The sequence below is a fragment of the Micromonospora sp. LOL_025 genome, from assembly GCF_048060285.1.
Classification (GTDB): Bacteria; Actinomycetota; Actinomycetes; order Mycobacteriales; family Micromonosporaceae; genus Micromonospora.
In genome coordinates this window covers 300,795-325,919 of record NZ_JBHMIR010000001.1, presented here as the reverse complement: position 1 = coordinate 325,919, position 25,125 = coordinate 300,795, and the positions used below count along the sequence as shown (strand labels likewise).

Annotated in this window: 26 protein-coding genes; 11 read left to right on the top strand and 15 right to left on the bottom strand. The window is 73.8% G+C overall.

The window, feature by feature from the left end; all coding sequences use genetic code 11:
• Positions 1 to 70: 70 nt before the first annotated feature.
• Both ACFHW0_RS01520 and ACFHW0_RS01515 read right to left on the bottom strand, forming a co-directional pair.
• Positions 71 to 304, bottom strand: a complete 234-nt coding sequence (locus tag ACFHW0_RS01520) for a sulfurtransferase TusA family protein (protein WP_416604929.1) — start codon at positions 302 to 304, stop codon at positions 71 to 73.
• On the bottom strand, positions 301 to 1,452 hold the full coding sequence (locus ACFHW0_RS01515; protein ID WP_416604928.1) for a cysteine desulfurase family protein: 1,152 nt from the start codon (positions 1,450 to 1,452) through the stop codon (positions 301 to 303). Before ACFHW0_RS01515 ends, ACFHW0_RS01520 begins: the two co-directional genes overlap by 4 nt.
• A gap of 189 nt (positions 1,453 to 1,641) precedes the next feature.
• Here ACFHW0_RS01515 and coxB point away from each other — a divergent pair, with 189 nt between their 5' ends.
• Both coxB and ACFHW0_RS01505 read left to right on the top strand, forming a co-directional pair.
• A complete protein-coding gene (gene coxB, locus ACFHW0_RS01510; RefSeq protein ID WP_121400465.1) occupies positions 1,642 to 2,613 on the top strand; it encodes a cytochrome c oxidase subunit II in 972 nt (323 codons plus the stop codon).
• 10 nt (positions 2,614 to 2,623) lie between these two features.
• Positions 2,624 to 3,052 (top strand): cytochrome c oxidase subunit 4, encoded by a 429-nt coding sequence (locus ACFHW0_RS01505; RefSeq protein WP_416604926.1) that lies wholly within the window; start codon positions 2,624 to 2,626, stop codon positions 3,050 to 3,052.
• Positions 3,053 to 3,171: 119 nt separating this feature from the next.
• On the opposite strand, the gene ACFHW0_RS01500 is transcribed toward ACFHW0_RS01505, so the two are convergent.
• The 4 genes from ACFHW0_RS01500 to ACFHW0_RS01485 all read right to left on the bottom strand — a co-directional run bounded on the left by ACFHW0_RS01500 (position 3,172) and on the right by ACFHW0_RS01485 (position 6,187).
• The gene (locus tag ACFHW0_RS01500; RefSeq protein WP_416604924.1) at positions 3,172 to 3,375 is read right to left on the bottom strand and encodes a hypothetical protein; all 204 of its coding nucleotides are present in this window, start codon (positions 3,373 to 3,375) and stop codon (positions 3,172 to 3,174) included.
• Between the two features lie 154 nt (positions 3,376 to 3,529).
• Positions 3,530 to 4,576 (bottom strand): anthranilate phosphoribosyltransferase, encoded by a 1,047-nt coding sequence (trpD, locus tag ACFHW0_RS01495; RefSeq protein WP_416604923.1) that lies wholly within the window; start codon positions 4,574 to 4,576, stop codon positions 3,530 to 3,532.
• A gap of 85 nt (positions 4,577 to 4,661) precedes the next feature.
• Positions 4,662 to 5,057 carry a hypothetical protein gene (locus tag ACFHW0_RS01490; RefSeq protein ID WP_416604922.1) on the bottom strand — a complete coding sequence of 132 codons (396 nt, stop codon included), beginning with the start codon at positions 5,055 to 5,057 and terminating at the stop codon, positions 4,662 to 4,664.
• A gap of 185 nt (positions 5,058 to 5,242) precedes the next feature.
• Complete coding sequence (locus ACFHW0_RS01485) at positions 5,243 to 6,187, bottom strand: cytochrome c oxidase assembly protein (RefSeq protein ID WP_416604920.1); 945 nt, start codon at positions 6,185 to 6,187, stop codon at positions 5,243 to 5,245.
• A 108-nt stretch (positions 6,188 to 6,295) separates the two neighbouring features.
• Between ACFHW0_RS01485 and ACFHW0_RS01480 the strand changes: the two genes are divergently transcribed.
• The 5 genes from ACFHW0_RS01480 (at position 6,296) to ACFHW0_RS01460 (ending at position 11,440) form a co-directional block, all read left to right on the top strand.
• Positions 6,296 to 6,895, top strand: a complete 600-nt coding sequence (locus tag ACFHW0_RS01480) for a cytochrome c oxidase subunit 3 (protein ID WP_132236143.1) — start codon at positions 6,296 to 6,298, stop codon at positions 6,893 to 6,895.
• 72 nt (positions 6,896 to 6,967) lie between these two features.
• Positions 6,968 to 7,801, top strand: coding sequence for a cytochrome c (locus ACFHW0_RS01475; protein ID WP_121400472.1), 834 nt, complete (start codon positions 6,968 to 6,970; stop codon positions 7,799 to 7,801).
• A 67-nt stretch (positions 7,802 to 7,868) separates the two neighbouring features.
• Entirely contained in the window at positions 7,869 to 8,957 is a 1,089-nt protein-coding gene (locus tag ACFHW0_RS01470) for a ubiquinol-cytochrome c reductase iron-sulfur subunit (protein ID WP_366641984.1), read from the top strand.
• On the top strand, positions 8,954 to 10,585 hold the full coding sequence (locus ACFHW0_RS01465) for a cytochrome b (RefSeq protein ID WP_416604919.1): 1,632 nt from the start codon (positions 8,954 to 8,956) through the stop codon (positions 10,583 to 10,585). Before ACFHW0_RS01470 ends, ACFHW0_RS01465 begins: the two co-directional genes overlap by 4 nt.
• A gap of 180 nt (positions 10,586 to 10,765) precedes the next feature.
• Entirely contained in the window at positions 10,766 to 11,440 is a 675-nt protein-coding gene (locus tag ACFHW0_RS01460) for a DUF4142 domain-containing protein (protein ID WP_416604917.1), read from the top strand.
• A 114-nt stretch (positions 11,441 to 11,554) separates the two neighbouring features.
• Here the strand turns inward: ACFHW0_RS01460 and ACFHW0_RS01455 are convergent, their stop codons facing one another.
• The 5 genes from ACFHW0_RS01455 to ACFHW0_RS01435 all read right to left on the bottom strand — a co-directional run bounded on the left by ACFHW0_RS01455 (position 11,555) and on the right by ACFHW0_RS01435 (position 17,089).
• The gene (locus tag ACFHW0_RS01455; protein ID WP_088999172.1) at positions 11,555 to 11,842 is read right to left on the bottom strand and encodes an Lrp/AsnC family transcriptional regulator; all 288 of its coding nucleotides are present in this window, start codon (positions 11,840 to 11,842) and stop codon (positions 11,555 to 11,557) included.
• Positions 11,843 to 11,878: 36 nt separating this feature from the next.
• On the bottom strand, positions 11,879 to 12,727 hold the full coding sequence (locus ACFHW0_RS01450) for a nucleotidyltransferase family protein (protein WP_416605239.1): 849 nt from the start codon (positions 12,725 to 12,727) through the stop codon (positions 11,879 to 11,881).
• Positions 12,728 to 12,819: 92 nt separating this feature from the next.
• Positions 12,820 to 13,362, bottom strand: coding sequence for an NUDIX domain-containing protein (locus ACFHW0_RS01445; RefSeq protein ID WP_416604915.1), 543 nt, complete (start codon positions 13,360 to 13,362; stop codon positions 12,820 to 12,822).
• Between the two features lie 52 nt (positions 13,363 to 13,414).
• The gene (locus ACFHW0_RS01440) at positions 13,415 to 15,205 is read right to left on the bottom strand and encodes a RelA/SpoT family protein (protein ID WP_416605238.1); all 1,791 of its coding nucleotides are present in this window, start codon (positions 15,203 to 15,205) and stop codon (positions 13,415 to 13,417) included.
• A 129-nt stretch (positions 15,206 to 15,334) separates the two neighbouring features.
• A complete protein-coding gene (locus ACFHW0_RS01435; protein ID WP_416604914.1) occupies positions 15,335 to 17,089 on the bottom strand; it encodes a DEDD exonuclease domain-containing protein in 1,755 nt (584 codons plus the stop codon).
• A gap of 127 nt (positions 17,090 to 17,216) precedes the next feature.
• Between ACFHW0_RS01435 and ACFHW0_RS01430 the strand changes: the two genes are divergently transcribed.
• Both ACFHW0_RS01430 and ACFHW0_RS01425 read left to right on the top strand, forming a co-directional pair.
• The gene (locus ACFHW0_RS01430; protein WP_416604913.1) at positions 17,217 to 18,794 is read left to right on the top strand and encodes an NYN domain-containing protein; all 1,578 of its coding nucleotides are present in this window, start codon (positions 17,217 to 17,219) and stop codon (positions 18,792 to 18,794) included.
• 147 nt (positions 18,795 to 18,941) lie between these two features.
• The gene (locus ACFHW0_RS01425; RefSeq protein WP_416604912.1) at positions 18,942 to 19,154 is read left to right on the top strand and encodes a hypothetical protein; all 213 of its coding nucleotides are present in this window, start codon (positions 18,942 to 18,944) and stop codon (positions 19,152 to 19,154) included.
• Between the two features lie 63 nt (positions 19,155 to 19,217).
• Here the strand turns inward: ACFHW0_RS01425 and ACFHW0_RS01420 are convergent, their stop codons facing one another.
• The 4 genes from ACFHW0_RS01420 to ACFHW0_RS01405 form a co-directional block, all read right to left on the bottom strand.
• Positions 19,218 to 20,009: an ABC transporter permease gene (locus tag ACFHW0_RS01420; RefSeq protein WP_416604910.1), complete on the bottom strand. Its 792-nt coding sequence runs from the start codon at positions 20,007 to 20,009 to the stop codon at positions 19,218 to 19,220.
• Complete coding sequence (locus ACFHW0_RS01415) at positions 20,006 to 20,962, bottom strand: ATP-binding cassette domain-containing protein (protein ID WP_416604908.1); 957 nt, start codon at positions 20,960 to 20,962, stop codon at positions 20,006 to 20,008. Before ACFHW0_RS01415 ends, ACFHW0_RS01420 begins: the two co-directional genes overlap by 4 nt.
• Positions 20,963 to 21,039: 77 nt before the next feature.
• The gene (locus ACFHW0_RS01410) at positions 21,040 to 21,885 is read right to left on the bottom strand and encodes a DUF4097 family beta strand repeat-containing protein (RefSeq protein ID WP_416604907.1); all 846 of its coding nucleotides are present in this window, start codon (positions 21,883 to 21,885) and stop codon (positions 21,040 to 21,042) included.
• 77 nt (positions 21,886 to 21,962) lie between these two features.
• Positions 21,963 to 22,478 (bottom strand): hypothetical protein, encoded by a 516-nt coding sequence (locus tag ACFHW0_RS01405; protein ID WP_416604906.1) that lies wholly within the window; start codon positions 22,476 to 22,478, stop codon positions 21,963 to 21,965.
• Positions 22,479 to 22,727: 249 nt separating this feature from the next.
• Between ACFHW0_RS01405 and ACFHW0_RS01400 the strand changes: the two genes are divergently transcribed.
• Positions 22,728 to 23,987, top strand: a complete 1,260-nt coding sequence (locus ACFHW0_RS01400; RefSeq protein WP_416604904.1) for a M48 family metallopeptidase — start codon at positions 22,728 to 22,730, stop codon at positions 23,985 to 23,987.
• Positions 23,984 to 25,108, top strand: a complete 1,125-nt coding sequence (locus ACFHW0_RS01395) for a glycosyltransferase family 4 protein (RefSeq protein ID WP_416604902.1) — start codon at positions 23,984 to 23,986, stop codon at positions 25,106 to 25,108. Before ACFHW0_RS01400 ends, ACFHW0_RS01395 begins: the two co-directional genes overlap by 4 nt.
• The last annotated feature ends 17 nt before the right edge of the window (positions 25,109 to 25,125 follow it).

The following is a 25,125-nucleotide window of genomic DNA, read 5'->3' as shown; positions in this document are numbered from 1 at the left end:
AACACCCCCGGCGGCCCGGGGCGGCGCGGCCTGTCCGCCCCGGGCCCGCCGGCCGACGCCGCGCCCCTGGTCAGTGACGGCGGCGGACGTCGAAGGCGGGGCCGTCGGGGCCGGTGACCGTGCCGAGGAACTCGTGGCCGCGCATCCGGCACCAGGCCGGGATGTCCACCGCCGCGGCCGGGTCGTCGGCGAGCACCCGCACCACCGTGCCGACGGGCAGCTCGGGCAGCCGCCGGGCCGCCGCGATCACCGGCAGCGGGCAGCGCTGACCGCGGCAGTCGAGGACCTCCGCCGGCGCCGTCACAGCCCCACCACCCCGGCCTCGGCGCGCAGTTCCGCCACGACGCCGGGCAGTTCGGCGAGGAACCTCTCGACGTCGGCCTCCGTCGTCTCCCGGTGCAGCGAGACCCGTACGTTGCCGTGCGAGAGCACCCCCATCGCCTCCAGCACGTGCGACGGCCGCAGCGTCGACGACGTGCACGAGGAGCCCGAGGAGACGGCGAACCCGCGCCGGTCGAGCGCGTGCAGCAGGGCCTCGCCGTCGACGTAGAGGCAGGAGAAGGTCACCAGGTGCGGCAGGCGGTGGTCGGGATCACCCACCACCTCCACGTCGGGCACCTCGGCCGCCACCCGGGCCCGGATCCGGGCCACCAGCGGCGCCAGCCGGGCCGCCTCGGCTCCGGCGTCGGCCGCCGCCGCGCGCAGGCTCGCCGCCGCCGCCACCACCGCCGGCAGGTTGAGCGTTCCCGGCGTACGCCCCGCTTCCCGCTCGTCGGCCGGCCAGGGCGACTCCCAGCGGGTGCCCTTGCGGACGACCAGCAGCCCCACCCCGGGCGGCCCGCCCCACTTGTGCGCGCTGGCGGTCAGCACCGACCAGCCCGCCGGCACCGGGGCCCGGCCCACCACCTGGGCGGCGTCCACGTACAGCGGCACCCCGGCCTCGGCGCACTCCCGCGCGGCCCCGGTCACCGGCTGGAGCGTGCCGACCTCGTGGCTGGCGGCGATCAGCGCGGTCAGCGCCACCCCGGGCGCCCGGACCGCTGCCGCCCAGCGGTCCAGGTCGAGCCGGCCGAGCCGGTCCACCGGTACGGACGTGGCCGCGCCGCCCGCCGCGACGTGCTTCTCCGCGGCGTGCAGGACCGCCGAGTGCTCGATCGCGGAGTGCACCAGGGCCTGACCGGTCCGACGCCGGCCGGCCAGGCCCCCGAGCACGGCGGCGTGCGCGGCCGCCGTACCGCTGGGGGTGAAGGACAGCTCGTCGGCGCGGACGCCGAGCGTCTGCGCGCAGGCCTCGCGGGCGGCGTCGAGGAGTTGACGGGCGCGGCGGGCCTGCGTGTAGAGCCGGCCGGGGTCGGCCCAGCCGTCGTCGAGGGCCGCCAGCAGCGCCTGCCGGGCGACCGGATGCAGCGGCGCGGCGGTGGCCGCGTCCAGGTAGACCGGGGATGCGCTCACGCCAGCCAACGTATCGCGCCGGTATGCCCAAGATCCCCCCGATGGGGGCCGACAGCGACCCCAACACGGTCCAGCCCGTCATGGTCGAGTAATCTGCGACCGTCGGTGACGCCTTTGCCGCTGGTGCTGTCGCTCCGCAGGCGGAGGGCAGGGACAAGACACCGCGGCGCGCTAGGGAGGCAGGACCAGGTGGTCGCAAGGAGTTCGGAGGTACGGCCGTCGGCCGTACGGCACAGCGCTTCCCCAGGAGCCGGTGGGCGCCGGGGACGTGGTGCCGGTCGGATCGCCGGGCTCGGTCTCGGCGGAGCGGCGCTGCTGGTCCTGCTCACGGGCTGCGACGTCGGCGCGGCGTTCGGCGGCTTCGGCTGGCCGCAGGGCGGCATCACGCCCGAGTCGCACCGGATGTACGACCTGTGGATCGCCTCGTGCATCGCGGCGCTCGCGGTCGGCGTCTTCGTGTGGGGCCTGATCTTCTGGTGCGTCGTGCGCTACCGCAAGCGGGGCAACGAGCTGCCGGTGCAGACCCGTTACAACATGCCGATGGAGTTCCTCTACACCATCGCGCCGATCCTGATCGTCTCCGTGCTCTTCTACTACACGGCGATCGTGCAGACCGACGTGGTGCGGACGACCAAGAACCCCGACGTCACGGTCGAGGTGGTCGCGTTCAAGTGGAACTGGCAGTTCAACTACCGCGACGGTCAGGGCCAGGACGCCAACACGGTCGCCTCCGTGCTCGGCACCAGCGAGGTCATCCCGATCCTGGTGCTGCCGACCGACCGGTCCATCCGGTTCGAGGAGACCAGCCGCGACGTCATCCACTCGTTCTGGGTGCCGGAGCTGCTGTTCAAGCGCGACGTCATGCCGGGCAAGATCCGCAACGTCTTCGAGGTCTCGAAGCTGGAGTCCGAGGGCGCCTACGTCGGCCGCTGCGCGGAGCTCTGCGGCAGCTACCACGCCTTCATGAACTTCGAGCTGCGGGTCGTCTCCCCGGAGAAGTACGAGCAGTTCCTGGCGGCCAAGCGGGACGGCAGGTCCACGCAGGAGGCGCTGACGGCCATCGGCGAGGACCCGTACGCGAAGACCACGAAGCCGTTCGAGACCCGTCGCACCGAGGCCAACTTCAACCCGGACGACGCGCCGGCCGGCGCGGGAAGCTGAGGGATCGGGCATGAAGACCGAGTGGCGCATCTTCCTGGTCATCGCCGGGTTCCTGCTCTTCGCCACCTTCCTCTACGGCGGGTGGACCGCCGCCGACTCCGGTGGCCAGGTCGAGTGGGTAGGCACGGTCGCCCTGCTGCTGAGCTTCCTGCTCTGCTCGATGTGCGGCGGCTTCTTCTGGTTCGTCTCCCGCCGGATCGACCTTCGGCCGGAGGACCGGCCGGACGGCGAGATCGCCGACGGCGCGGGCGAGATCGGCTTCTTCAGCCCGGGCAGCTACTGGCCGCTCGGCCTGGCACTGGCCGTCGGGCTCGCCGGTTTCGGCCTCGCGTTCTGGCAGTTCTGGCTGCTCGGCCTCGGCATGGTGGCGGTCACGTTCTCCGTCTGCGGCCTGCTGTTCGAGTACTACAGCGGCACCCGGCGCACCGCCGAGCACTGATCGGCCGGTCACCCGCCAACGTTCCGAAGGCCCGCCTCCCGGGGAGGCGGGCCTTCGGCGTCGGACGGGCTGTGCGGGCGCGGCGTTGGCGTCAGGCGGCGCGGGGCGTGGCGGTGGAGTCAGGCGGCGCGGCGGCGGGCCGCCGGGCGGCGCCGGCCGTTCGCACGCGCCAGGTGGAACGCGAAGGTGGTGACGAGCACGGCCGCGCCGCAGCCCGTGCAGACCAGCTCGGGGCAGTCGGCGCCGTGGCCGTCGGCGCACGGCGGCGCCTCGAACGGCTCGACGCCCTCACAGGTGTCGCAGTAGAGCTCGCGCTCCGACACGGGCGTCTCCTCTCGCTCCGGTCCCGTGGGGTGTCGCACACGCCCGACGGGGATCGCCGCGCTCGGCGGCGCAGGACGGATGTGGGAACTACTCAGCTGTAGTTTCCCACGGGGGTCCGACAACCTTCGGGCGGCACCCGGCGGCGCCCGGTGCTCAGAGGGAGCGCGCGATCTCGATCCAGCGGTCGAGGACGCGGGCGGCGGCCCCGGAGTCGACGGACTCGGCGGCCCGGTCGATCCCGGCCCGCAGGGCCTCGGTGAGGTCGCCGTCGAGCGGGCCCTGCGTGGCCAGCGCCGCCGCCGCGTTGACCAGGACCGCGTCGCGCACCGGGCCGGTCTCGCCGGCCAGCAGCCGACGGACCACGTCGGCGTTGAAGGCGGCGTCACCGCCGCGCAGGTCGGCCAGGGTGGCCCGGGGTACGCCGAGGTCGGCCGCGTCCAGCAGCGACTCCCTGACGACGCCGCCCTGGGCCGCCCAGACGCGGGTCGGCGCGGCGGTGGTGAACTCGTCCAGCCCGTCCTCGCCGCGCATCACCAGCACCGAGTCGCCGCGGGCGGCGAAGACGCCGGCCATCACCGGGGCCATCCGGGCGTCGAAGCAGCCGACCGCTCCGGCGCGGGGCCGCGCCGGGTTGGTCAGCGGGCCGAGGAAGTTGAACACCGTGGGCACGCCCAACTCGCGGCGTACCGGGCCCGTGTGCCGCATCCCGGGGTGGAACCGCGCCGCGAAGCAGAAGCCCATGCCGGCCTCGGCGACGCACCGGGCCACCCCCTCGGGGCCCAGGTCGAGCGGCACGCCGAGGAACTCCAGCACGTCGGCGGTGCCGCACGAGGAGGAGGCAGCCCGGTTGCCGTGCTTGACCACCCGGACACCGGCGCCGGCCACGACCAGCGAGGCCATGGTCGAGATGTTGACCGTGTGCGCGAGGTCACCGCCGGTGCCGACCACGTCGAGGGCGGTGGCGCGCAGCTCGTCGGGCAGCTCGACCGGCACCGCCCGGCCGAGCATCGCCTCCACCAGCCCGGCCAGTTCGGCCGAGGTCTCGCCCTTGGCGCGCAGCGCCACGACGAAGCCCGCCATCTGCGCCGGGGCGGCCGAGCCGGCCATGATCTCGCCCATCGCCCAGGCGGTGTCGGCGGTGGCGAGTTCCTCGCCGCGCAGCAGCGCGTTGAGCAGGTGCGGCCAGGTCCGATCGCCCATGGCGGGCCTCCCGAGCGTGCGAGATGCGGGTGGGATGGAACCGGCACCGGTCGGCCCGGCGCCGCGACGGGCCGGAGCGGGGACGTCAGGCGGGTGCGTGCGTCCGCAGCAGCTCGGCCACCGTGGTGCCGGTGGTCACCGGGTCGAGCGGGTGCACCAGGGTGGCGTCGACCTCGGCGTAGGCCGCGAGCCACCGGTCGGCGGCGCGGGCGATCACCACGCAGGTCGGGGGGGCGTCGGCCCGGTCGTCCTTGATCTGCCGGGCGATGCCGATGCCGCCGCCGGGGCTCGCCTCGCCGTCGAGCACCAGCAGGTCGATCTCGTAGTCGTCGACGAGCCGGACGCACTCGGCGTAGTCGGACGCCTCGACGAACTCGATCCGCAGGCCGGGCGCGGGGCGCGGCCCGACGGCGAGCCGCATCCGGTCGCGGACCTCCGGGTCGTCGCTGTAGAGCAGGACGGTGCAAAGACGATCGCTCATGCCGGCACTCCGCTTCGCTCCGTGCCGTCGTGCGGCACCATCACACTGAGCTTGATGATTCGTTCGCTGCGCGCTCGTCGGTCGGACTGGCTCCCACCTCGTAGCCGCCCGCTGATCGTACCGGTCGGTGTGAGGTGTGCGACGTCCGCCCGGCGGCGGCGCCGGCGCGTACCGGCCGGCCCGGCTCAGGCGGTGGACTCCGCGGCGCGCTGACGGGCCTCCTGGCGGTCCAGGTCACGGTCGACGCGGCGGGCCTCCCGCTCGGCGTGCCGCATCCACTGCACCACCAGCACGGCCAGCATGGTCACGCTGACGAACTCGCCGCCGGCCCAGAGGATGCCGCCCGCGACCACCTGGTCCTGCCACGGGTCCGACCAGGTCAACCCGAGCGAGGGGTACCAGTCGCCGCCGAACAGCGTGCTGCTCTGCATGATGGTGAGCCCGAGCACGGTGTGGAACGGCACGGAGAGCAGCATCAGCAGCGCCCGGGCCGGGTACGGCCAGCGGCCCGGCAGCGGGTCGAGCCCGAGCAGCGGCCAGAAGAACACGCAGCCGGTCATGATGAAGTGCGCGTGCACGACCTCGTGCGCCCACACGTGCTCCAGCGTGTAGCGGTACAGGTCGGTGAAGTAGAGCGCGAACGGGTTCACCACGAAGATGGCGAACGCCACCAGGGGGAAGCTGTAGATCCGGGCGATCCGGCTGTGCACGACCGCCAGCAGCCGCTTGCGCGGTCGCGGCGGCAGGGTGCGCAGGGCCAGCGTCACCGGCGCGCCCAGCGCGAGGAAGATCGGTGAGATCATGGAGAGCACCATGTGCTGGACCATGTGCACCGACAGCAGCGCCGTGTCGTACGCGTGCAGGCCGCTGACGGTGACCGCCGCGATGCCGCCGAGGCCGGGGCCGAGGAAGAAGACCGTCCTGGCGACCGGCCACCGGTCGCCCCGGACCCGCAGCCGGTGCACCCCGTAGAGGTAGACGCCGGCGGCCAGCACCAGGCCGACGGCGAGCCAGCTGTCCAGCTTCGTCTCGGTGAACACCGAGGTCACGGTGAACGGCGGCGGGGTGGCCGCGGTCGCCGCCGGCGCGGCGACGGCGGCTGCGGCGGAGATCGGATCGGCGTGCAGCACGCTTTTCAGCCTAGGTCAGGCGAACCGGACTGCCCCGATCGGGCTGTGGATGCCACGGGTTTGGCCCCCCGCTGATCGGCGGCCCCGGTCAAGGGCAATAATGACCGCGTGACTGCGGCCCCAGCCATTGACAAGAGCCGGATCCACTCCCTGACCCGACCCAACATGGTCAGCGTCGGGACGATCGTGTGGCTCTCCAGCGAACTCATGTTCTTCGCGGCGCTGTTCGCGATGTACTTCTCCATCCGCGCGGCGGCGCCGGAGCAGTGGGCGGAACACACCACGCACCTCAACATCCCCTACGCGACCACCTTCACGGTGATCCTGGTGTTGTCGTCGGTGACCTGCCAGCTCGGTGTGTTCGCCGCGGAGAAGGGTGACGTGCACGCGCTGCGGCGCTGGTTCACGATCACCTTCGTGATGGGCCTGATCTTCGTCCTCGGTCAGCTCAACGAGTACCGCGAGCTGGTGCACGCAGGCATCAAGATCAACGAAGACGGTTACGGGTCGATGTTCTACCTGACCACCGGCTTCCACGGCCTGCACGTGGCCGGCGGTCTGGTCGCCTTCGTCATCTTCATGATCCGCACCACCATGGGCCGGTTCACCCCGGCGCAGGCCACGTCGGCGATCGTCGTGTCCTACTACTGGCACTTCGTCGACGTCGTGTGGATCGGGCTCTACGCCATGATCTACTGGCTTCAGTGATCTTGGCGCGTCACGAACCGCGCCGCTGCTCCGTCCCCTGAGACAAGGTCCAACCGGTTAAGGACACAGGTCATGACTTCTGACAACGACCGCCGACGCGGTCTGCTCGCGCGGCTGCGCGAGCGGCCCGCGGCGCGCAGCAGGGGCCGCCGCCGGCTGGGTGCCGCGGTCCGGCTGTTCGCCGCGCTGATGCTGGCCGGCGGCGCCTACACCGTCTTCGCCCCCGGCGCGCAGGCGCAGGACACCCCGCTCACCGGTGCCGCCGCGGAGGGCAAGGCGCTGTTCGACGTGAGCTGTGTGACCTGTCACGGTCGCAACGCGCAGGGCGTCGAGGGGCGCGGGCCGAGCCTGATCGGCGTCGGCGCGGCCTCGGTCGAGTTCCAGGTCGGCTCCGGCCGTATGCCGATGGCCCGGCAGGAGGCCCAGGCCCAGCGCAAGCCGGAGCTCTTCACCGACGAGGAGACCCGCCAGCTCGCGCAGTACGTCCAGGAACTCGGCGGCGGCCCGGTGGTGCCCGACGGTGACAACCTGCACGCCGACGGCAACATCGCCGCCGGTGGCGAGCTGTTCCGGATCAACTGCGCGCAGTGCCACGCCTTCGGCGGCGGCGGCGGCGCCCTGTCCTCCGGCAAGTACGCGCCGAGCCTGCGCCCGGCCACCGACCGGCAGATCTACGCCGCGATGCTGAGCGGCCCGCAGAACATGCCGGTCTTCGGCGACAACCAGATCTCCCCGGACCAGAAGGCGGACCTCATCGCCTACATCCAGGAGACCCTGAAGCACGACCAGGACCCGGGCGGCTTCAACCTCGGTCGGTACGGGCCGTCCACCGAGGGCCTGGCGATCTTCCTGGTGGGCATCGTCGCGCTCGTCTTCGCGAGCCTGTGGATTGCGGGCAAGTCGTGACCGGGCGGCTCATCCGATTCAGTGCCGTGGTGCCGCAGCGCGGCACCGCCCGTAGCGAGGTGACGGCATGACCACGCACACCGAGCACCAGGCCCAGCAGGGCCGGGAGCCGCTCGACGTGAACACCCCCGGGCTCAGCCAGTTCGACATCGTCCGCGAGGGCGCGCGCCGCGACGACATCGAGATCGTCCACTACGAGCCGCAGGTGGCGCCGGGCAGCAAGGCCGAGCGCCGGCTGACCCGTACCGTCGCGTCGTTCTTCCTGCTGACCGGCCTGGCGGCGACCGCCTTCCTGGTCATCTACATCTGGTGGCCGTGGGAATACCATGCCGGCAGCGGCGGCGACAAGTGGTACACCCCGCTGCTCGGCGTCACCCTCGGCGTGGCCCTGCTCGGCATCGGCTTCGGCATCCTGACCTGGGGCAAGAAGCTGCTGCCGAAGGAGGTCTCGATCCAGGACCGGCACGAGGGCGCCGTCGCCTCCGACGACCGGATCATCACCGGCCAGACCATGCTCTACATGGCCGACGAGCTGGGCGTGAAGCGCCGGCCGCTGCTCGGCATCTCGCTGCTGGCCGGTCTCGCGCCGGTCGGCGCGGTCGCCGCGGCACCCCTGGTCGGCGGCCTGATCTCCCAGCCGCACAAGAACAACCAGATGTTCACGACCGGGTTCGCCCCGGCCGAGGGCGGCCAGAAGGTCCGGCTGGTCCGCGAGGACGGCCGTCCGGTGCGCCCGGCGGACGTCAGCACGGGCGGCCAGATCACCGTCTTCCCCGGCATCGACCACGGCGTCAGCAACCTGCACGCGGACTCGCCGACCCTGCTGATCCACCTGCGGGACTCCGACGCGCAGGAGTCGCGCCGGGCCAACGAGCGGGTCGGGCACGGCGACTACATGTGGGGCAACTACGCCGCCTACTCGAAGATCTGCACGCACGCCGGCTGCCCGGCGAGCCTCTACGAGCAGCAGACCAACCGCCTGCTCTGCCCGTGCCACCAGTCGCAGTTCCTGATCACCGACAACGCCCGGCCCATCTTCGGCCCGGCCAGCCGACGGCTGCCGCAGCTGCCGATCGAGGTGGACTCCGAGGGCTACTTCGTGGCCAAGTCCGACTACACCGAGACCGTCGGGCCCGACTTCTGGGAGCGGCCGTGAAGCGGCGCAAGTTTGACAAGGCAGCAGTGCCGGGGAACGTCGCCCGGGGAGTGGACGACCGCTTCCAGGTGGCCACCCCGCTGCGCCGGCTGCTGAACAAGGTCTTCCCGGACCACTGGTCCTTCCTGCTCGGCGAGATCGCGCTGTTCTCGTTCGTCATCCTGCTGCTGACCGGCGTCTTCCTGACGTTCTTCTACGAGCCGGCGATGACCGAGGTGGTCTACAACGGCAGCTACGCCCCGCTGCGGGGCACGCCGATGTCGGCCGCGTACGCCTCCAGCCTGGACATCTCGTTCGACGTCCGCGGTGGCCTGATCATGCGGCAGATGCACCACTGGTCCGCGCTGCTGTTCATGGCCGCCATCGTGGTGCACATGCTCCGGGTCTTCTTCACCGGCGCGTTCCGCAAGCCGCGTGAGACCAACTGGATCATCGGGTCGCTGCTGTTCTGGGTCGGCTTCCTCGCCGGCTTCACCGGCTACTCGCTGCCGGACGACGGCCTCTCCGGCACCGGCCTGCGGATCGCCTCGGCGATCATGCTGTCCATCCCGGTGATCGGCTCCTGGGTGACCTCGTCGATCTTCGGTGGGGAGTTCCCGGGCACCATCATCATCAGCCGGTTCTACATCGCCCACGTGCTGCTCGTCCCGGGCCTGCTGCTCGCGCTGATCGGCGCCCACCTGGGCCTGGTCTTCAAGCAGAAGCACACCCAGTGGCCGGGCCCCGGCCGGACCAACGGCAACGTGGTCGGCGAGCGGATGTTCCCCCGCTACGCGATCAAGCAGGGCGGCTTCTTCATGGTCGTCTTCGGCGTGGTCGCGCTGATGGGCGGCCTGTTCCAGATCAACCCGATCTGGCTGTTCGGTCCGTACGAGGCGTGGGTGGTCTCGGCCGCCAGCCAGCCCGACTGGTACGTCATGTTCCTCGACGGCTCGACCCGCCTGATGCCCGCCTGGGAGATCAACATCCCGATCGGCGACGGGTACGTGATCCCGCCGCTGTTCTGGCCGACGGTCGTGCTGCCGGGCATCCTGGTCGGCCTGTCGACGCTCTACCCGTTCCTGGAGGCCCGGCGCCTCAAGGACACCCGGAGCCACAACCTGCTCCAGCGTCCCCGGGACGTGCCGGCCCGGACCGGCCTGGGCGCCATGGCGCTGGCGTTCTTCATCGTGCTGACCCTCTCCGGCGCCAACGACGTCATCGCCGACAAGTTCCAGATCAGCCTGAACGCGATGACCTGGGCCGGCCGGATCGGCCTGCTCGTCCTGCCGCCGTTGGCGTACTACGTCACCTACCGGATCTGCCTGGGTCTCCAGCAGCACGACCGGGAGGTGCTCGCCCACGGTGTCGAGACCGGCATCATCCGGCGCCTGCCGGACGGCCGGTTCGAAGAGGTGCACCAGCCGCTCGCGGCGGCCGACGGGCACGGCGACGGCCACGGCGCGCTGCCGTACGCCGGCTGGGTCGTGCCGAAGAAGATGAACCGGCTCGGCGCCCTCGGCCCGGCCATCCGGGGCTTCTTCTACCCGATCGAGAAGCCGGCCGAGGCGCCGGTCTCGCCGGGGCACCCGCCGGTCGAGCCCCGACCGGAGCGGGAGGAGATCGGCAGCGGCGAGAGCCGCCGCTGACCCCGCGACACCTCGACGTGGCGCCCGCCGGAGTGGTCCTCCGGCGGGCGCCACGTCCGTTTCCGTCCTCCGACGGTCCGACACGGGCGTGTCGGTCGGTCGCCTCCCCGACGGGGGATCGCAGGAATAACCCCGGTCAGCCGGGTATCCGTGCGATCCAACGTCTCAAGGGGGGGAAGCATGTTGGGTATCAAACGCCTCGGCCTGCTGGCCGCGCTGGTGCTGGTGGGGATCGCGCCGGCCGCGGCGGCACAGGCCGCGGTGCAGCCGTCACAGCAGGACACCCAGTACCTGCAGGCCGTGCACCAGGTCAATCTGTTCGAGATCACTGCGGGTGACCTGGCCCAGCAGAAGGGTCAGAGCCAGGGGGTCAAGGACCTGGGCGCCCGGTTCAAGACGGACCACACGCAGCTCGACCAGACAGTGCAGCAGACCGCGTCCCAGCTGGGCGTGGAGCTGCCGAACGAGCCCACGGCGGATCAGCAGTCCGTCATCGACCAGCTGAACAACGCCAGCGGCGAGGAGTTCGACCGGCTCTGGGTGACCAGCGAGCTGGCCGGCCACGTCCAGGCCATCCAGGCCACCCAGACGGAGATCTCGCAGGGCTCCGAGCAGTCGGTGGTCCAGCTGGCCCAGACCGCCCTGCCGACCCTGCAGGCGCACTACGACGCGCTGGTGCAGCTGGCGGAGCAGCTGGGCATCCCGGTGCCGCAGGCCACCGCCAGCGGCACCCCGAGCCCGGGCGGCACGACGCCGGCTCCGGGTGGCACCACCGAGACCCCGGCTCCGGGCGGCACCACCGAGTCGCCGGCTCCGGGTGGCACCTTCGAGACGCCCGCTCCCACGCAGAGCTGACGTCCGCGCCACGGCGGCCGGTCCATCCCCAGGGGTGGGCCGGCCGTTCGGCGTCCCGGCGGGCCGCGCCGCCCGGCCGCCGTCCGTCCCGCTCGGCCCGTGCCGGCGCCCGCGTCAGTCGGCGTTCGCGAGGCCGATCGCGAACGCCTCCTCAAGGTCGTGCTGGGAGTACGCCCGGAAGGCGATGTGCGACTCGGTGTTGAGCACCCCCGGCACCTTGGAGATGCTGCCGGCGATCACCTGGGCGATCTGCTCGAACTCCCGGACCCGGACCATCGCGATCAGGTCGACGTGGCCGGCCACCGAGTAGACCTCGCTGACGCCGGGCAGGTTGGCCAGGTTCTCGGCCACCTCGGGGATCGAGTCGGTGGCGCAGTCGATCAGCACGATCGCGGTGATCACGGGGCATTTCTCCGTTCGTCGGCGTCGTCGGCCATGCTAGATGTTTCCCCGGCCCGGGGACGGTGGTGTGCCGGGGACGGTCAGGGCGGTGCCCGCGCGGACGGCGTCGCGCAGGTGCTCGCCGGGGCCGACGGTGGCGCCGGGCCAGACGACCGCCCGCTCCACCTCGCCGTGGACGACGGCGCCAGCGCCGACCACCGCCGAGCGGCAGCGGCCGGTCACCGTGGCCGTGGGGTCCACCAGGCTGCCGCCGCCCGCCGCGTGCAGGTTGGCCGCCAGGTAGTCGGCCGGGGTGCCGGTGTCGTAGAACGTGCCGGGGTACGGCACGACGGTCAGCGCGTCAGCCGCCTCCGCCGGCCGCCAGAGCGCCCGGACGAGGTCGCCGAACCCGACCGGCAGCTCCCGCACCAGCCGCCACGGCAGCAGCGAGAAGCCGGTGAACACGTGGCCGTCGAAGGTGCCCGGCGCCGCCGGGTCGGCGGCGGGCTGGCCGAGCAGTCGCACGGAGTCGCCGTCCCAGCCGTCCAGCAGCGCGGCGACGTCGGGCCCCGGGGGCCGTGCCGGGTCGGCGAGGTAGGCGTCGGCGTTGCCGACGAGGACCCCGCGCCCGGCGATCCACTCCCGCAGGTTCGCCACCCCGCCTGCGGTGCCGAGCGGGTCGCCCGGCTCCACCGAGAGGTGGGCGCGGTCCCCGACGTGCGCGACGACCTGGTCGCCGAGGTAGCAGGCGTTGACGGCGACCCGGTCGGGCCCGATCAGGCCGAGCCCGGCCAGCCGGTCCAGCGCCCGGTCGAGCAACGGCACGTTGCCCACCGGGCAGAGTGCCTTGGGCAGCCGCTCGGTCAGCGGCCGCAGCCGGGTGCCCTCGCCGGCGGCGAGCACCACCGCGCAGAGCCCGGCCCCGCCGGCGGCCGGCGTCGTGCCGCGGCCGGTGTGGGCGGCACCGGCCCCGCCGCCGCCGGCGGCGCGGCCGGGGTTCACGGCTTCGTGTCGGGCACCGGTGGCGGGAACTGCCCGGCCAGCGGTCCGATGTCGTAGTACGCGAGCAGCCGGGCCGTCGGCCAGGTCAGCTTGGGCAGGTCGTCCAGCGGGTGCCAGGCGGCCTCGAAGACCTCGGCGCCGTCGACCTTCAGCTCGGTGGTCGACGCCGGCACCTCGGCGGTGAACACGACGTCCACCCAGCCCTTGGCGTGCACCACGGCGTTCGGGACGGCGGGGCTCAGCTGCCGGGGCGAGAGCCGGATGCCGGACTCCTCGTGCAGTTCACGGGCGGCGCCCACCACCGGTGCCTCGCCCTTTTGCAACAGGCCGGCGGGCAGCCCCCAGCCCCTGCCGGGCGGCTGGCGCAGCAGCAGCAGCCGGCCCGCGCCCTCGGCCTCGCTGTCCCGGACCAGGGTGACCGCGCCGACGATGTACTTGGGCACGGCCAGCCGGACCAGGCGGCGGCGTACCGGCAACGGCAGCCGGTAGAAGACCTGGTAGGCGACGGCCCGGCCGGTGGCGCGCGAGCGGGGGATCATGCGTCCAGGCTAGTGGCCGCGAGGAACGTTCGGACCACCCGGGCCGGAGCGGTCACTGCCGGTGGTCCACCAGGTCGATGAGCTGGCGTACGACCGTGTCCGGTTCGATCACCCGGTCGAACACCGCGACCAGCAGCGTCTCCAGGTCGGGGTAGCCCAGTTCCTCCGACAGCCGCAGCAGCGGCAGGTCGCTGGCGAGGCCCCGGTCGTGCTTGCGCAGGGCCAGCCCGATGGTGGCCCGGCCGAGACGGACCTTGTCGGTGATGGAGATGCCGGGCTCGGTGTGCTCGGCGAACCAGCGGCTGATCTGCATCTGCGCCTGCGGCGACTTGACGAAGCCGAGCCACTCCCGGCGGGGGCCGCGCGGGGCGACGTCGGCGTCGAAGCCGTTCGCCGCGTCGGTCTCGGTGAAGATCTCCACCACGTCGCCCTCGTCCAGTTCGGAGGAGAGCGGGGCCAGCCGGCCGTTGATCCGCGCCGCGAGGCAGTGGTCGCCCCGCTCGGTGCCCAACTCGTACGCGAGGTCCACCGGGGTCGCCCCGGCGGGCAGCACGACCTGTCGCCCGTCGGCGAAGACCTGGACCTGCGCCTCGGCGAGGTCGCAGCGTAGCGATTCGAGGAACTGGGCCGGGTCGGCCGTGTCCTGCTCCCAGTCGAGCACCCGACGCAGCCAGTCGAGCTGCTCCGCCCGGCCTGCCGTGCCGCCGCCGGAGCGCGGGAAGCGGAAGTCGGCGGCGACACCGTACTCCGCCGAGCGGTGCATCTCCTCGGTGCGGATCAGCACCTCCACGGTGCGGTTCCTGGGCCCGCAGACGCTGGTGTGCAGGGAGCGGTAGAGGTTGTTCTTGGGGGAGGCGATGAAGTCCTTGAACCGGCCGGGAACCGGCCGCCACAGGCCGTGGACCGCGCCGAGCGCCGCATAGCAGTCGGTCGCCGGGCCGTCCACCACGATCGCGATGCGGGGCAGGTCGAAGGGGGCGCTGTGGCCACCGGCCACGGTGTCCTTCCAGATCGAGTAGAGGTGCCGGGGGCGGGGGGTCACCGCCGCGTCCACCCGGCTGCGGCGCAGGGCCGACTTCGCCCGGGCGACCACCTCGTCGAGGTACGCGTCCCAGCCCGGCCGGTCGTGCACGTGCCGGGCGATCCGGGCGTGCTCGTCGGGCTCCAGGTGCAGCAGCACCACGTCGTCGAGTTCGCGCTTGAGCGTCTGGATGCCGAGCCGGTCGCAGAGCGGGACCAGCACCTCCTGCGTCTTGCGGGCGATCCGTTCCCGGGACGCCGCGGACCTGACGCCCAGGGTGCGCATGTTGTGCAGCCGGTCGGCCAACTTGATGATCAGGACCCGGACGTCCTTGCCGGCCGCGATGATCATCTTGCGGATCGTCTCGGCCTCGGCGGCCTTGCCGTAGAAGGCCTTGTCGAACTTGGTCACCCCGTCGACCAGGTGCGCCACCTCCGGCCCGAAGTCCTCGGCGAGCGCCTGGAGGGTGTAGCGGGTGTCCTCCACGGTGTCGTGCAGCAGCGCGGCGACCAGCGTGATGGCGTCCATGCCGATCTCGGCGCAGATCTGGGCCACCGCCAGCGGGTGTGTGATGTAGGGCTCGCCGCTCTTGCGGAACTGCCCGCGGTGCATGTTCTCCGCGATGGTGTAGGCCCGGCGCAGCACGGAGGGCTCGGTGCCGGGGTGGATCGTCCGGTGGGTCCGGACGAGTTGGCTGACCGGGTCGGTGTCGGCGGTGGGCCAGCTCAGCAGCGCGCGCAGCCGGCGGGCCAGCGGCAGCTCGCCCGGTTGGGTCGGAAGGGCGCCCCCCAGGGCGGCGCCGCGTCCGGCGTCGACGTCCACGAGGGACACCTCCTCACCCCGGCTCCACGGCCGCCGACACCCGGCAACCGGGAGCAGGCCCACGAAACGGGCAGGACTGCACTTCTCTAACAGCCTAAGGGAGTGGAGGTAGTCCGATCGGTCACTTGGTCATGGGCGTTCGGTCGAGCTTTGGTGGGACGCGGCGTTCTCGGCCTTGCGCAGCAGGTCGCGGAAGCGGGCCGCGCCGGCCACCGGGGACGCCCAACCGGACGACATCTCCACCAGCCTGGTCTCCGGCCGCTCCAACCAGGACAGAACGCGTTCGGTCTCCTCGGCGGAGGCGCGCGGGACCGGGCCGTGGCCGGGCAGGACGGTCTCGGCGGTCGCCCGGATCGCGGCGATCGTCGGTCGGGGGTGGACACCGGGAGGCGAGACCCCCGCCCCGGCCAGGCGGCCGTGCCGCACCAGCGCCAGCTCCCAGCCGCCGTTGGCCGCCGGACGCGCGGCGGCCAGCTCGGCGATCCCGGTCAGCGCCGTCAGCCGTTGCATCCGCACGGTCGCCCGCAGCACCGCCGCCAGCCGGGACCGGGCCACCGCCGCCTCCTCGTAGCGCCGGGCGTCCGAGAGCGTGTCGATCCGGGCGAGCAGGGCGTCGACCACCGGCCCGGGGTCGCTGGCGGTGGCGGTGCGGAACGGCGCAACCGCGCGGGCGTCGTACTCCTCGGGGGAGATCCGGTGCTCGCAGGGCGCCGGGCAGCGACCCAGCTCGGCCAGCGCGCAGGCCGGCGTGACCGTGCGCAGCGAGAGCCGGTGGGTGCACTGGCGCAGCGGCACGGCGTCGTGGAAGCCGGCGGCGGCCAGCTCCGCCGCCCGACGGGAGCTGAACGGCCCGAGGTAGGCGGCGTCGCCGGGGGAGATGGCCCGGACCACCGACAGCCGGGGGTACGGCCCGTCGGTCAGCTTCAGCCAGAGCACCCGCTCCGGGAACTTCGACCGCCGGTTGTACGGCGGGGCGTGCGCCCCGATCAGCCGCAGCTCGCGGACCTCCGCCTCCAGCGAGTGGGCGCACTCCACCGCCTCCACCCGCTCCGCCGCGGCGAGCATCTCGGAGATCCGGGCCCGCTTCTCCGCCGCCGTGAAGTAGCTGCGCACCCGGGTGGCGATGTCGCCGGAGGTGCCGACGTAGAGCGGCCGGTCGTCGGCGGCCCGGAAGATGTAGACCCCCGGCGCCTTCGGCAGCCCTTCGGCCAGGTGCCGCTTGCGCCGCTGGGTGGGGGTGACCGCCCGGGCGAACTCGATGGCGTCGCCGACGGTGTCGACCCGGTGGCCGCCCAGGCGGGCGATCAGCCCGTGCAGCACGTCGACGGTGGCCTTGGCGTCGTCGAGGGCCCGGTGGGTCGGCTGGGTGGCGGTGCGGAAGTAGGCGGCGAGGGTGCCGAGCTTGCGGTTGGGCACCTCGTCGCGGGTGAGCACCCGGCGGGCCAGCGCGGCGGTGTCGAGCACCCGCGGGTTGGGCCAGCGGTAGCCGTGCTTCGCGCACGCGGCCTTGAGGAAGCCCACGTCGTAGGGGGCGTTGTGGGCGACCAGCACGGCGTCGGTGATGAACTCCAGGAAGCTCGGCAGCACCTGCTCGATCGGCGGGGCCGGCACCAGCATGGCCTGGGTGATGCCGGTGAGCACGGTGATGAACGGGGGGATGGGGACGCCGGGGTTGACCAGGGTGGCCAGCACGCCCAGCTCCTCGCCGCCGCGCACCTTGACCGCGCCGATCTCGGTGATCCCGCCGCCGTCCGGCGCGCCGCCGGTGGTCTCCAGGTCGACCACCACGAACGTCGTCGCGTACAGCGGCAGCGCCGGGTCGACTCCGCCCGCGCCGGGGTCGAAACCGGCCAGCGGCTCCTGGACGTACTCCGTCTGTGCCATCGGCGGCACGCTAACGGTCCGGTCCGACACTCCCGTCCCAACGGCATCAGACGTCACCACCGGTCTAGGATGAGAGATCGGCTCACTCACCGGGCGGTGGGCCCGGTAGCGGTGGGAGACTTGCCACATGCCCCTCACCGAGCCGCACGACGACCACCTCCGGCAGGAGGATCCGGTCGACGCTGTGCGCGACGCCGGTGGGGGCGCTCCCGACGAGACCGCCCCGCCCGGGGGGGCCGCGCCGGAGGCGTCGGCTCCGGCGGCCGGGTCCGAGGAGTCCGGGCCTGGGGCGTCCGAGGCTGGGGAGTCCGTGCCCGAGGCTGAGGCCTCTGGGCCTGTGCAGTCCGCGCCCGAGACGTCCGGGCCTGCCGCGGCCGAGGGCGAGGCGTCGGCGCCCGAGCCGGAGCCCGTGCTGCCCGAGCCGGTCCGGCAGCGCATCGTGGCGCTGACCGCGACGGTGCTGCCCGGGCTGCCCGCCGACGAGGTGCCGGTGCCGCTGCGCCGGGTCGCCAAGTTCGCCCCCAACCGCCGGGCGCGGCTCGGCGCGCCGGCCATCGCCGCCCAGCTCACCGCGGACCCGCTGTTCCGCCAGCGGATCACCGCCCGGGTCCTCGCCGACACCGGCGACCTGGGCGCCGCCGTGCTGGAGGGCACCGCGCCGGCCGCCGCCGACCCGGTCGAGGTGGCCGCGCTGGCCTACCTGGCCCGCCCCCGGGGCTGGCGGGAGCTGATCGAGGCCAGCGGCGCGGCGGTCCGCGCCGAGGCCGACAGCGCGGTGGTCGCCGAGCTGGTCCGCGAGGCCGAGCAGCGGGCCACCCGTGCCGAGCACGACCGGGCGGTGGCCCGGGTCGAGGCGGAGAAGCTCCGCGACGAGCTGGCCCGGGTCCGCGAGGAGCTCGGCCAGCTGCGCGAGGAGAGCCGGCAGCTGACCCGGACGCTGCGCGAGACGCAGGCCCGCGAGCGCAAGGCCACCGAACTGCTCGCCACCGAGCGGGGGCGGGCCGCCCGCGCGGCGGCGGACGCCGACGCCGAGCTGCGCCGGGTCCGGGCCCGGCTGGCCGAGGCCGAGGCGGCGGCGGGGGTCGCCCGGGCCAGCGCCAAGGAGGCCCGCTCGGTCGACGACGCCCGGCTCTGGCTGCTGCTGGAGACCATCGGGCAGGCCGCCGTCGGGCTGCGTCGGGAGCTGGCGCTCGACCCGGTCGACAAGCTGCCCGCGGATTTCGTCGCCGACGCCTTCGCCGACCAGACCGCCGCCCCGGCGGCCGGCGCCGCGACGCGCGCCCGGGACACCGACGACCCGGCCCGCCTCGACCAGTTGCTCGCCCTGCCCCGGGCCCACCTCGTCGTCGACGGCTACAACGTGACCAAGCGCGGCTTCGGCGAGATGTCCCTGGAACAGCAGCGCAAGCGGCTGATCACCGGCCTGGGCGGGATCGCCGCGCAGACCGGCGACGAGGTCACGGTGGTCTTCGACGGCGCCGAACGGATGCACGGGCTGCCGCCGGCGCCGCGCGGCGTACGGGTGCTCTTCTCCCGCAAGGGGGAGACCGCCGACGAGCTGATCCGGCGCCTGGTCCGCGCCGAGCCGCCGGGACGGCCGGTGGTGGTGGTCTCCTCCGACCGCGAGGTCGCCGACGGGGTACGCCGGCACGGGGCGTACCCGCTCGGCGCCGACTCGCTGCTGCGCCGCCTGGCCCGCTCATGATCCGGGTGCTTGATCGCTTTTAGAGCCGTCCGCGACCGCTTGTCCCTTTTCTGTCGTACCCCCCGCCTACCGTCGTGGTGACCGACGGTGCTCGCGGGTGGCGACGGTGACGCCGCGCCCGGTCGCCGCAGCGCATCAGGAGGCGAGATGCTCATCGACTGCGCGGGGTGCGGGATCCGGGGCAACGGCTGCGCCGACTGCCTGGTGACCGCCCTGCTCGACGATTCGTCCCCGGCCGCCGGGCTGGACGGCGCGGAGGCCCGGGCGATCGAGGTGTTCGCCCGGGCCGGGTTCGAGGTGGAGATGCTGCCCGCCCCCTGCTCGGCCGGGCGGCCCACCCGACGCCGGCGCGTCGCGTGACGGGCCACGGCGACGCCCGCTCCCCGGGGCAGTGGCTCGGGGAACGGGCGTCGGGGACGACGGTCAGCGGGACGGGTCCCGGTTGAACAGCTTCTTCGCCCAGAGGTAGCCGACCAGCGCGATAACGGCGCACCAGGCCGTCGCGAGAGCGGCGTTCGTCCCCACCGGTCCGCCGGTCAACAGGCCGCGCAGGGTCTCGATGATGGGGGTGAAGGGTTGATACTCGGCGAACTGGCGCAGCCCGTCGGGCATCGATTCGGTGGGCACGAACCCGCTGCCGATGAAGGGCAGGTAGGTCAGCGGCATGGGGAGGTTGCTCGCCGTCTCGACGCTCTTGGAGACCAGCCCGAGCGCGACCGAGAGCCAGGTGAAGGCGAAGGCGGTCATGACCAGCACGCCGGCGGCCGCCAGCCAGGCCGGCGCGCTCGTGGTGGGCCGGAATCCGATCAGCAGGGCGACCCCGGTGACCACCGCCAGGCTGAGCATGGTCTGCGTCAGGCTGCCCAGCACGTGGCCGGTCAGCACCGACGCCCGGGCGATCGCCATGGTCCGGAACCGGGCGATGATGCCCTCGGTCATGTCCATCGCGACCGACACCGCCGTCCCGGTGGCCGCCAGGCCGGCGGTTATCAGCAGGATCCCCGGGGTGACGTAGTTGACGTAGTCGCCCCGGTCGCCCGAGCCGCCGCCCAGCCCGGCGCCGAGGGTGGCGCCGAAAACGTAGACGAACAGCAGCAGCAGCATGATGGGCATGCCGACGAGCAGCACCGTCATCGACGGGTAGCGCATCCAGCGTCGCAGGTTGCGGCGCAGCATCGTGCCGGAGTCGCGTACGGCGTACGTCAGGGTGCTCATCGGGGGGTTCCCACCTTCTCGGGCTGGCCGGTGAGGGCCAGGAAGACGTCGTCGAGGTCGGGCGTGTGCACCGACAGCGACTCCACGGCGATCGACTCGCTGTCCAGCAGGTCGAGCAGGTTCCGCAGCGACCGGACGTCGCCGTCGCCGGGCACGTGCAGGGTGAGGTCGGCGGCGTCGTGGGACTGCCCGGGCAACACCCGGACGGCCGTGTCGAACGCGGCCCGGTCGGCGAAACGCAGGCTGACGTGCCCGCCGGGGACGAGTCGCTTGAGTTCCGCCGGGCTGCCCTCCGCCACCAGGCGACCGTGGTCGAGCACGGCGATCCGGTCGGCGAGCTGGTCCGCCTCCTCCAGGTACTGGGTGGTGAGGAAGATGGTGACACCGTCCGCCACCAGGTCCCGGACGATCTGCCACATGGCCTGCCGGCTGCGCGGGTCGAGCCCGGTGGTGGGCTCGTCGAGGAAGACGACGCGGGGGCGGCCGACCAGCCCCATCGCCAGGTCGAGTCGCCGGCGCATCCCGCCCGAGTAGCCGGCGGCGGGCTTGCCGGCCGCCTCGACCAGGTCGAACATCCTGAGCAGGCCCTGCGCGCGCTGCCGCCCCTCGGCCCGGGGCAGGTGGTGCAGGTCGGCCATCAGCCGCAGGTTCTCCTCGCCGGTGAGCAACCCGTCGACGGCGGAGAACTGGCCGGTCACGCCGATCGCGGCGCGTACCGCGCCGGGCTCCCGGGCGACGTCGTGGCCGGCGACCCGCGCCTCGCCGGAGTCGGCGCCGATCAGGGTGGACAGGATCTGCACGGTGGTGGTCTTGCCGGCGCCGTTGGGGCCGAGCAGGGCGAAGATCGTCCCTGCGGCGACGGTGAGGTCGATCCCGTCGAGCACGACGTGATCGCCGAAGGACTTCCGGAGGGCGGTGACCGTGATGGCCGCCGGGGCCGAACTGGGTGGCATGTCTTCTCCTTGACGCCGGCCGTCGGGCCGGTCGAGGGCTGGCCGGCCGTCGGGCCGGGGCGGGCGGACGGGGGAGGTCAGCAACGGCGGATCACGATGTCGCCGAAGGAGGTCCGGGCGGTCACCCGCACGGCGCCCTCGGGCTCGCTGGACGGTTCGTACGCCTCCAGGTGGTTGTCCACGCGGCCGAACTGGGTGTGCAGGTCGAGCAGGGCGGCGGTGCCGGAGCGGACGCCGATGTCGAGCCCGCCGGCCGCGGTGCGGACCGACACCGTGCCCGCCGAGACCTCGCCGATGCGGATGTCGCCGTTGGCGGCCGTGACGGTGACCGGGCCGTGCGCGCGGTCCACGGTGGTCTCGCCGTTGGCGCTCTTCACCCGCACCTCGCCGGTGACCGTGCCGAGCCAGCTGTCGCCGTTGGAGTTCCTGACCACCGCCTCGCCGTCGACCTGCTGCACGCGGATCCGGCCTGATCCGGTGCTGATCCGGGCCGGCCCGGCCACGTGCTCGACGCGGACGCCGCCAGCGGAGGTGTCGAGGTCCACGTCGGCGGTGTGGTCCAGTCCGATGTCGCCGGTCGCGATCCGGACCCGGCAGCTGCCGAGCCGGCCGCTGCCGTGGAACGCCGCCACGGAGGCCTCGCCGTGCAGGTGCGAGCCGGTGGGCAACCCGATCGTCACGTCGACCGAGCCGGGCTTGCCGAACAGCCCGAACCCGCGCTGCCGGGGCGACCTGACCACGAGCCGGCCGTCGGCGTACTCCACCCGGGTCTGTTCGGCCGCCCGTACGTCGGCCTCGACGCCGGCGTTGCTCGGGCGGATCTCGACGTTCGTGTCGGTGCGGTCGGTGGCGGTGACCCGGACGTCACCGACGACGAGGTCGACGGTGGCCGAGATCGGAGCCGGGGTGTCGAATGTGGGCACGACGCAGTCCCTTCTGACGGGTGGACGTCCCGGACCGGGACGGGTGGTGGGAGGGGTGACGCCGACCGGCGGGCGGCTCAGCGGGCCCAGCCGGTGTAGCGCTGCCCGCTGAGCGGGGCGCGTCGCTGCGGGTGCCGGTCCGCCCCGCTGGACGCCACGGCGGCCGTGGTCGCCCGGACCAGCCAGGCGTTGACCGAGAGGCCGTCGCGGGCGGCCGCCTCCTCGATGCGGCTCTTGAGGTGTTCGGAGAGGCGGAAGCTGATCCGCGAGGTGGCTCCCTCCTCGGCGTCCGCCGGCGGCGGGACGGCCGGCTCGGGGGCCGCGGCTTCACCCTGGATCTCCGGGCCGGCCGGCGGTGGCGTCACGACGAAGCTCGGTTCCCGCCCGCGCAGGCGCAGCTCGACCGAGCCGGGCGCCAGGTCGCGGGTGATCTCGGCCGCCGCCGCGGCCAGCGCGTCCAGGAGCGCCAGCCGGAGCGCCGAGTCGAGCGGCCCCGCCAGTCGCTCGGCGAGTGCGCGGGCCTCGTCGCCGCCGAGTTCGGCGACGCCGGCGAGTTCCTGCCGGAGGTTGTCGACATACGACGTCAGGTCCATGACGCCACTATGGCACCATCATGGCGTCATGGCAAGCCATTCTGGCTTCGGGTGGCGTCATGATGGCGACCGGGTGACGCCAGGAGGGGTGGATCGGCCGCCGGGACCCCGGCGTGCCGTGCCCTCCGGGCGGCGGCGCGGCGGCCGTCACGCGGGCAATAGGATGGGCGGTCACGGCGGAGGGAGCGGCGGCATGACGCGGGTACGGATGCGCACTGCTCGCGACGGCGCGGCGCCGGGGCGGCCGCGGTGACCCCGCGCGGCTGGGCCCTGCTCACCCTCGCCGGGCTGACCCTCGCCCTCCTCGTCGCGGCGGCGCTGCTGATCCCCTGGCACCGGCCGCCGGCCCCCCGGGCCGACCAGCTCGCCGCGCTGGGCGACCTCCCCGCCGAGCAGGTGGCCCGCAGCCGGGAGTTCCGGTCCGCGCTGCGCCCCGCCGGCTGGGCCGCGATCGCGATCGGCCTGCTGGTGGCCCTGCTGCTCGGCCTGACCCCGCTGGGCAGCCGGCTCGTCGAACTGGCCGGGCGTCCGTTCGGCGGCCACTGGGCCGCCCAGGCCGTCCTCGGCGGGCTCGCCGTGGTGCTCGTCGCCGATCTGGTGACCCTCCCGTTCGCCGCCTGGCGGCAGGCCGTGCTCACCCGCTACGGACTGAGCACCAACGGCTGGGGCGGCTGGGCCGTCGACCTGCTCAAGTCGTACGCGGTCAGCGCGGTGATCGGCGCGGTGGCGCTGCTCGGCTTCTACACCGTCATCCGGCTGTCGCCGCGCTGGTGGTGGGCGTTCGGCGCGGCCGGTGCGGCGACCCTGGTGGTGCTGCTCTCCTTCGTGCTGCCGGTGCTCGTGGAGCCGGTCTTCAACCGGTTCACCCCGATGGAGCAGGGCCCGCTGCGCACCCAGCTGATGCAGATGGCGGACCGGGACGGCGTCCCGGTGCGCGACGTGCTGGTCGCCGACGCCTCGCGCCGCACCCGGGCGGTCAACGCGTACGTCTCCGGGCTCGGGCCGACGCGGCGGGTGGTGGTCTACGACACGCTGCTGCGCGAGGCGACGCCGGCCGAGGTGACCGCCGTCGTGGCCCACGAGCTGGGGCACGCCAAGGACCGGGACGTCGTGGTCGGCACGCTGACCGGGGCGCTGGGCGCCGCCGCCGCGGTGGTCGCGCTCTACCTGCTCGGCTCCTCCGGCCCGCTGCTGCGGCTGGCCGGCGTCGACTCGGTCGCCCAGCCGCGCGCGTTCCCCCTGCTGGTCGCCCTGGTCACGGTGGCCGGGCTGGTCTCCGCGCCGGCGCAGGCGCTGATGTCGCGGCGGGTGGAGGCGCGCGCCGACGCGCACGCGCTCGCCCTGACCGGCGACCCGGCCGCCTTCGAGGCGATGCAGCGGCGGCTCGCCGGCATCAACCTCGCCGACCCCGATCCGCCACGCTGGGAGTACCTCTACTCCGCCACGCACCCGTCCACGGTCGAGCGGATGGCCGCCGCCCGCGCCCACGCCAGGGAGGCCGGCCGATGAGCCGTACGCTGTTGATCACCAACGACTTCCCGCCCCGTCCCGGCGGGATCCAGTCCTTCGTGCACAACCTCGCGGTGCGCCAGCCCGCCGGGTCGGTGGTCGTCTACGCCTCGACGTGGCGGGGTGCGGAGAAGTTCGACGCCGACCAGCCGTTCGAGGTGGTCCGGGACCGCACCCGGGTGCTGCTGCCCACGCCGCTCGTGGCCCGTCGGGCCGCCCGCCTGGCGCGCGCGTACGACTGCGACACGGTGTGGTTCGGCGCGGCGGCCCCTCTCGGGCTGCTCGCCGCTGGCCTGCGCCGCCGGACGGGCATCCGTCGGGCGGTGGCGCAGACCCACGGGCACGAGGTCGGCTGGGCCGCGCTGCCGGCCGCCCGGGCCGCGTTGCGGCGGATCGGGCGCGGCGTCGACGTGACGACCTACCTGGGCGAGTACACCCGGGTGCGGCTGGAGCGGGCGCTGCACGGGGTGACCGAGCTGCGCCGGCTCGCCCCCGGGGTCGACGTGGACGCCTACCACCCGTCGGTCGACGGCGAACCGGTCCGGCTCCGGCTCGGGCTGGCCGACCGCCCGGTGGTGGTCTGCGTGTCGCGGCTGGTGCCGCGCAAGGGGCAGGACATGCTGATCCGGGCGATGCCCGAGATCCGTCGCCGGGTGCCCGACGCCGCGCTCCTCGTGGTCGGGGGCGGGCCCTACCGGGCCACGTTGGAGAAGCTGGCCCGCCAGACGGGCGTCGATCGCGACGTGGTCTTCACCGGTTCGGTGCCGTCGGCCGAGCTGCCGGCCCACTACGCCGCCGGCGACGTCTACGCCATGCCCTGCCGCACCCGCAACCGCGGTCTCGACGTCGAAGGGCTCGGGATCGTCTACCTGGAGGCCTCCGCGACCGGCCTGCCGGTGGTCGCCGGCGACTCCGGCGGTGCGCCGGACGCGGTCCGCGAGGGCGAGACCGGTTTCGTGGTCCGTGGCCGGGACGTCGCCCAGCTCGCCGACCGGGTGGCCACGCTGCTCGCCGACCGGGACCTGGCCCGCCAGTTCGGCGCGGCCGGTCGCGCGTGGGTGGAGCGGGAGTGGCGCTGGGAGGCGCAGGCGCAGCGGATGGCCGCCCTGCTCGCCGGCTGACGGCGCCCGCGCCGCGG

Excerpts from the sequence above, each read along its gene's own strand:
- ACFHW0_RS01505 (WP_416604926.1), top strand. The coding sequence starts at position 2,624 with ATGAAGACCGAGTGGCGCATCTTCCTGGTCATCGCCGGGTTCCTGCTC.
- ACFHW0_RS01395 (WP_416604902.1), top strand. The coding sequence starts at position 23,984 with ATGAGCCGTACGCTGTTGATCACCAACGACTTCCCGCCCCGTCCCGGC.
- ACFHW0_RS01425 (WP_416604912.1), top strand. The coding sequence starts at position 18,942 with ATGCTCATCGACTGCGCGGGGTGCGGGATCCGGGGCAACGGCTGCGCC.
- ACFHW0_RS01490 (WP_416604922.1), bottom strand. The coding sequence starts at position 5,057 with ATGAGCGATCGTCTTTGCACCGTCCTGCTCTACAGCGACGACCCGGAG.
- ACFHW0_RS01445 (WP_416604915.1), bottom strand. The coding sequence starts at position 13,362 with ATGATCCCCCGCTCGCGCGCCACCGGCCGGGCCGTCGCCTACCAGGTC.
- ACFHW0_RS01475 (WP_121400472.1), top strand. The coding sequence starts at position 6,968 with ATGACTTCTGACAACGACCGCCGACGCGGTCTGCTCGCGCGGCTGCGC.
- ACFHW0_RS01435 (WP_416604914.1), bottom strand. The coding sequence starts at position 17,089 with ATGGCACAGACGGAGTACGTCCAGGAGCCGCTGGCCGGTTTCGACCCC.
- ACFHW0_RS01470 (WP_366641984.1), top strand. The coding sequence starts at position 7,869 with ATGACCACGCACACCGAGCACCAGGCCCAGCAGGGCCGGGAGCCGCTC.
- ACFHW0_RS01420 (WP_416604910.1), bottom strand. The coding sequence starts at position 20,009 with ATGAGCACCCTGACGTACGCCGTACGCGACTCCGGCACGATGCTGCGC.
- ACFHW0_RS01460 (WP_416604917.1), top strand. The coding sequence starts at position 10,766 with ATGTTGGGTATCAAACGCCTCGGCCTGCTGGCCGCGCTGGTGCTGGTG.
- ACFHW0_RS01405 (WP_416604906.1), bottom strand. The coding sequence starts at position 22,478 with ATGGACCTGACGTCGTATGTCGACAACCTCCGGCAGGAACTCGCCGGC.
- ACFHW0_RS01430 (WP_416604913.1), top strand. The coding sequence starts at position 17,217 with ATGCCCCTCACCGAGCCGCACGACGACCACCTCCGGCAGGAGGATCCG.
- trpD (WP_416604923.1), bottom strand. The coding sequence starts at position 4,576 with ATGGGCGATCGGACCTGGCCGCACCTGCTCAACGCGCTGCTGCGCGGC.
- ACFHW0_RS01415 (WP_416604908.1), bottom strand. The coding sequence starts at position 20,962 with ATGCCACCCAGTTCGGCCCCGGCGGCCATCACGGTCACCGCCCTCCGG.